Here is a 4,668-nt window from a genome sequence, read left to right on the forward strand (position 1 = left end):
TCCACTACACCCGAAGTGATTCGAGACGCACTGGCGACGGTTTCTACCACACAAGTCCGGCAGTGGTGCCAGCAGCACCTGGGGCCGTCGCTCCAGGCCCAACGCCAACAGGCCTTCCGCCAGCTCACGCTAGCGGAAGAAAAGCAGGTCCACTTTCAACAGGCAGCGTGAGGCGTCTTTGCACCAGGCCAGGGCCAGCGGCGTGAGCCGCCCCCGGCGGTCGATGTGGAAGGTGTTGATCTGGTCTGAGTCGCGGTTGGCCACCACCACGATGTCGTTGAACCCCACGGCTACGTCGTAGGGGTTCAGGCCCCCGCTCGAGGTGCGGCTGACCTCCCGGAGCACGCCGTCCTCGCCGATCGACATCACCGCGATCTGGTTGGCGGCGGAGTTGGCGACGACCACATAGTCGCCGTTGCGAGCCATGGCGATCGCGCGCGGCTCCACGCCGCCGGGCGTCCGGCCCACGAGGTCCAGGGTTCCGTCGCGGTTCAATATGTGCGTGACGAACTCTCCCGGCTGGCCAGTGGTGAAGGACAGCGTTACCACATAGGTCGCATTCCGGCGCACCGAGAAAACCATGTTGTCGCCGGGGCCGGGCTCGCCTGGTGCGATGTCGACCGGCTCGTTATCGATGACGGTGAGTGTGCTAGTCTGCGCGAAAATAACTGTTGGTGAGAACAACACGACAAACGGCGGCAGCAGCAGCAACGCTGCTGCTCTTTTCCAAGACGGGCAACTGCGGAAAGTTAAGGGCGAGCTGTCATTGCGAGGAGCCCCTTCGACTAAATCGAACCACACGACACTGGCACACTCACGGTCCCCGGCCATAAATGGCCGGGCTACATAACTACGCCGGATCAATCCGGCTTCAGCCCCATTTATGGGGCGTTGTGATGTAGCCCGGTGATTTATCGCCGGGGGGATAACCGAGACACCTTGTGATGAAGTGTACGAATCTTCTGTGGTCTGATTTAGGCTCAGGGCAGGCTCCGGTGACGAAGCAATCTCTGCAGAACACAAAGATTGCTTCGCGGTGCTCGCAATGACCTTGCTGCGTAAGTTTCTGCTCTTGCTCCAGAGAGTGGTGTGGCGCCAAGAAGCACAGCGGCGGCCGGCGTGTGAACGAGTGTTACAGAACAAATGGGTGAACATGACGTATCCTCCTTAGTGCGTATTGTCTTTGCCGATTAACAAAAGCGGGAGGCAAAGTCGTCACGTTAGGGTAACGTTTCGGTCACGTTTCGGTCACGTGGGCGGCATGCAGATATACTCCGCGCGGGCAGAGAGTGCGGTTTTGTCATGCTGAGCATAGCGAAGCATCTCTCCTCCTCTCCCGCTGAGAGATTCTTCACTCCGTGGTGCTCCGTTCAGAATGACAGTAACCGTAGGCACGGCGCAAAAAGCGCAATTCGTGCCCATGCACGGTATAGGGTTGCTATCTCTGGGAGAACGCACGGGCAACCAGCGTGGGCCCCTGTGCTTCCACCAGTCACAACTTGAGCACTTAGCAGCGAAAAATTCCCTCTCCCTGAGGGAGAAGGAACCTTGCGACGTTGTGCAGTGCTTGAGAAACCAGGCCGGACTCTTAAGTTGTGACCGATGCCTGTGCTTCTGCCCTTCATCGTACTTCCATCTCTATCTGTCTGGCGCCTTGACAGCTCACAAGAGGTATAGGCACAGTCGTTACATCAGCGTCATTTTTGGTAACGTTGCGGTTACGTGGTTGTCGTATGAACGCCAAAGAGCAGCGCACCCCGAAATTGCGAGTTCTTGAGTCTCTTCGTCTGGACCTGGACAATCAGTGCCTCTGGCGTGGCAACCGCCGTGTCGCTCTGCGCCCCAAGGACTACGCGGTCTTACGCTGTCTGGTCGACCATGCCGAGCAATTGGTGACCAAAGACGCGCTGCTTGAGGCGGTCTGGCCGGGGATTGTGGTGACGGAGGCTGTGCTCAAAGCTTGCATCAGCCGTGTGCGCCAGGCGTTGAACGATGAGGCCAAAGTCCCGCGCTATATTGAGACCGTGCATCGGCTGGGGTATCGGCTGATGACGCCCATCGCCACCACCACGCTGCCCACCTTGGGGCTAGGGGCTAGAGACTTGGGACTAGTTTCCCCTCCACCACCAAGCGGACAAGCCTCAAGCCTCAGGTCTCTAGCCTCGCCACTCGTCGGTCGCGAGGCCGAGTTACAGCAATTACACAAGTGGTTAGACACAGCGCAAAGCGGTCAGCGGCAGCTCGTCTTCGTCACCGGTGAGCCAGGGATCGGCAAGACCACGCTTATAGAAGCCTTTCGGCAGAGACTAGAGGCTGGAGACTGGAGACTAGTTTCCTCCCCACAAGTCCCTAGCCTCAAGCCTCTAGCCTCACCCGTGAGCTTCGCTCACGGACAATGCATCAACCAATACGGCACCGGCGACGCCTATCTGCCAGTGTTGGAAGCGTTTGAGCGTTTGTGTCGTCCGGCTGGTGCTGAGGCGATTTACAGGAAAGATTATACCATCTGCGCATTGACCAAAGTATTCCCTAAACCTTAATAGATTAGACGGATATTGAGGATTTTGATTGCTTGAGCTTGGAATACTCTTTTCAAGAACTCTCCTGATGGCCCGGTGGCTGATGGGCCGCTCACTATCTTGCGGCGGCATGCACCGGTGTGGCTGGCGCAGTTGCCAGGGCTGATTGACCCTGCCGAACAGCTCGCGTTGCAACGTCAGACGGTCGGGGCCACACAAGAGCGCATGATGCGCGAATGCGCGCACGCATTGGAAGCCTTGACTGCAGAGCACGGTTTGGTGCTGTGGCTGGACGACCTGCATTGGAGTGATCGATCGACCCTCAGCCTGCTCGATTTTCTGGCCCGACGACGAGAACCCGCCCGTCTGCTGCTGCTCGGCACCTATCGCCCAGTCGATGTTTTGCAGCGCGCGCATCCGTTGGTCGATCTCAAGCGCGAGTTACAGTTGCACGACCTCTGTCAGGAACTCCCGGTGACGTTACTCAGCGAAGACGCGGTAGCGGACTATCTCACCCAACGGTTTGCCGGTGGTATTACCGCGATTCGCCACGAGATGGCGCGGGTGGTGTATCAACGCACGGAGGGGAACCCACTGTTTATGGTCAACGTGGTGAACGATTTGCTGGCCACGGGAGTGATGGTGCAACGTCACGGACAGTGGGCACTGCAACGACAGCGTGCAACAAAGAAGACGCCGGCCAGTATCCACCAGTTCATCGAACAGCAGGTCAAATGGCTCAGCAGTTCAGAGCAGGAAGTCTTGGCAGCGGCGAGTGTGTCAGGCATAGAATTCTCGGCGGCGACGGTTGCCACTGTGCTTGCGACAGACAGCCAGACCGTTGAGCAGTGCTGCGCCGCCTTGGTCCAGCGTGAACTGTTTCTGCAGGCAAGCGGGATAGGGGAATGGCCGGATGGGACAGTCGCCTCGCAGTATCGGTTTCGGCACGCGTTGCACCAGGAGATTGTCTACACACGGCTGACCGCGGCCCGCCGTGCCCAGTGGCACCAGCAGGTCGGCCTGCGCAAAGAGCAGGGTTATGGCACCCAGGCCAGAGAGATTGCCGTAGAGTTGGCCGTGCATTTTGCCCAGGGACGCGACTACCGAAGGGCGATCCAATACCTGGAGACAGCCGCATGGATGGCGTTGCGGCGGCGCGCCCCACAGGAAGCGATTCTCCACCTTACCCAGGCGCTGGAATTACTCCAGCGGCTGCCTGACACCCCAGAGCGTGCACAGCAAGAACTCTCGCTACTCATTGCCTTGGGCGTGCCATTGCACATGACTAAGGGATACGGTGCTGCGGAGGTGAGCAGAACCTACACTCGTGCCCGTGCCTTGTGTCAGCAGCTAAGCGACACGCCGCAACTCTTTTTGGCACTCACCGGACTGGCGTGGTATCACTTAGTACGGGGGGAGTTACAGACAATGCGTGCCATTGGCGAACGACTCCTCTCTGTCGCCCAACGGCGCCAAGGCCCAACGCTTCTCCTCCAGGCTCACTTGGTGTTAGGCACCTCGTTATTTCACCTCGGCGAGTTTGCGGCCTGCGTCGCCCATATGCAGCAGGCAGAGGCTCTCTGTAACGCCCAATTGTCGAACTCCCAGACGTTCCTCTTCCCTGAGGGTTATGAAGTCGCCGATCCGAATGTCCACTGCCGCCCCTATATCGCCCAGGCGCTGTGCTACCAAGGGTATGTAGAGCAAGCCCGCACGAAGAGCCTGGAAGCGGTCGCGTTTGCCCAGTCGCTCGCTGTGCCTTTTCCGTTGGGGTCGGCGATGGCCTTGGCAGGGGTGCTCCATCAGCTCTTGCAGGAACCCGCCTTGGCTCGCGAGCGAGCCGAGGCCGCGATCGCGGTGTCGACGACGCACGGGTTTCCCCATTGGTTAGCGCAAGCGATGATGCTGCGGGGCTGGGCGTTAGCTCGGCAAGGACACGCGGAGGAAGGCGTGGCGCAGATACGTCAGGGGCTCGCTGTCCATCAGGCCATGGGAGTAACAGTGGCCCGGGCGGCGTATCTGGCCATCCCTGTAAAGGTCGGTTGACTACCGTCGCATCGCCAGAATCCGCGCAGTCGATACGTGCGTTTGTTTTTTGCCACTCAGTTTGTGAGGTACTGGCTTCTTCGGCCCGCGTTTGGACTTGGTG

The 4,668-nt window shown here is 59.2% G+C and carries 3 protein-coding genes; 2 read left to right on the forward strand and 1 reads right to left on the reverse strand.

What is annotated here, in order from left to right; genetic code table 11:
- Positions 1 to 129 precede the first annotated feature (129 nt).
- Positions 130 to 1,155: a lactonase family protein gene (locus FJ147_27370; GenBank protein ID MBM4259605.1), complete on the reverse strand. Its 1,026-nt coding sequence runs from the start codon at positions 1,153 to 1,155 to the stop codon at positions 130 to 132.
- Between the two features lie 578 nt (positions 1,156 to 1,733).
- On the opposite strand from FJ147_27370, the gene FJ147_27375 reads away from it, so the two are divergent.
- Positions 1,734 to 2,540 (forward strand): hypothetical protein, encoded by an 807-nt coding sequence (locus FJ147_27375; protein ID MBM4259606.1) that lies wholly within the window; start codon positions 1,734 to 1,736, stop codon positions 2,538 to 2,540.
- Between the two features lie 75 nt (positions 2,541 to 2,615).
- Positions 2,616 to 4,565: a hypothetical protein gene (locus FJ147_27380; GenBank protein MBM4259607.1), complete on the forward strand. Its 1,950-nt coding sequence runs from the start codon at positions 2,616 to 2,618 to the stop codon at positions 4,563 to 4,565.
- Positions 4,566 to 4,668 lie beyond the last annotated feature (103 nt).

The organism is Deltaproteobacteria bacterium (assembly GCA_016874775.1).
GTDB lineage: Bacteria > Desulfobacterota > Binatia > Bin18 > Bin18 > VGTJ01.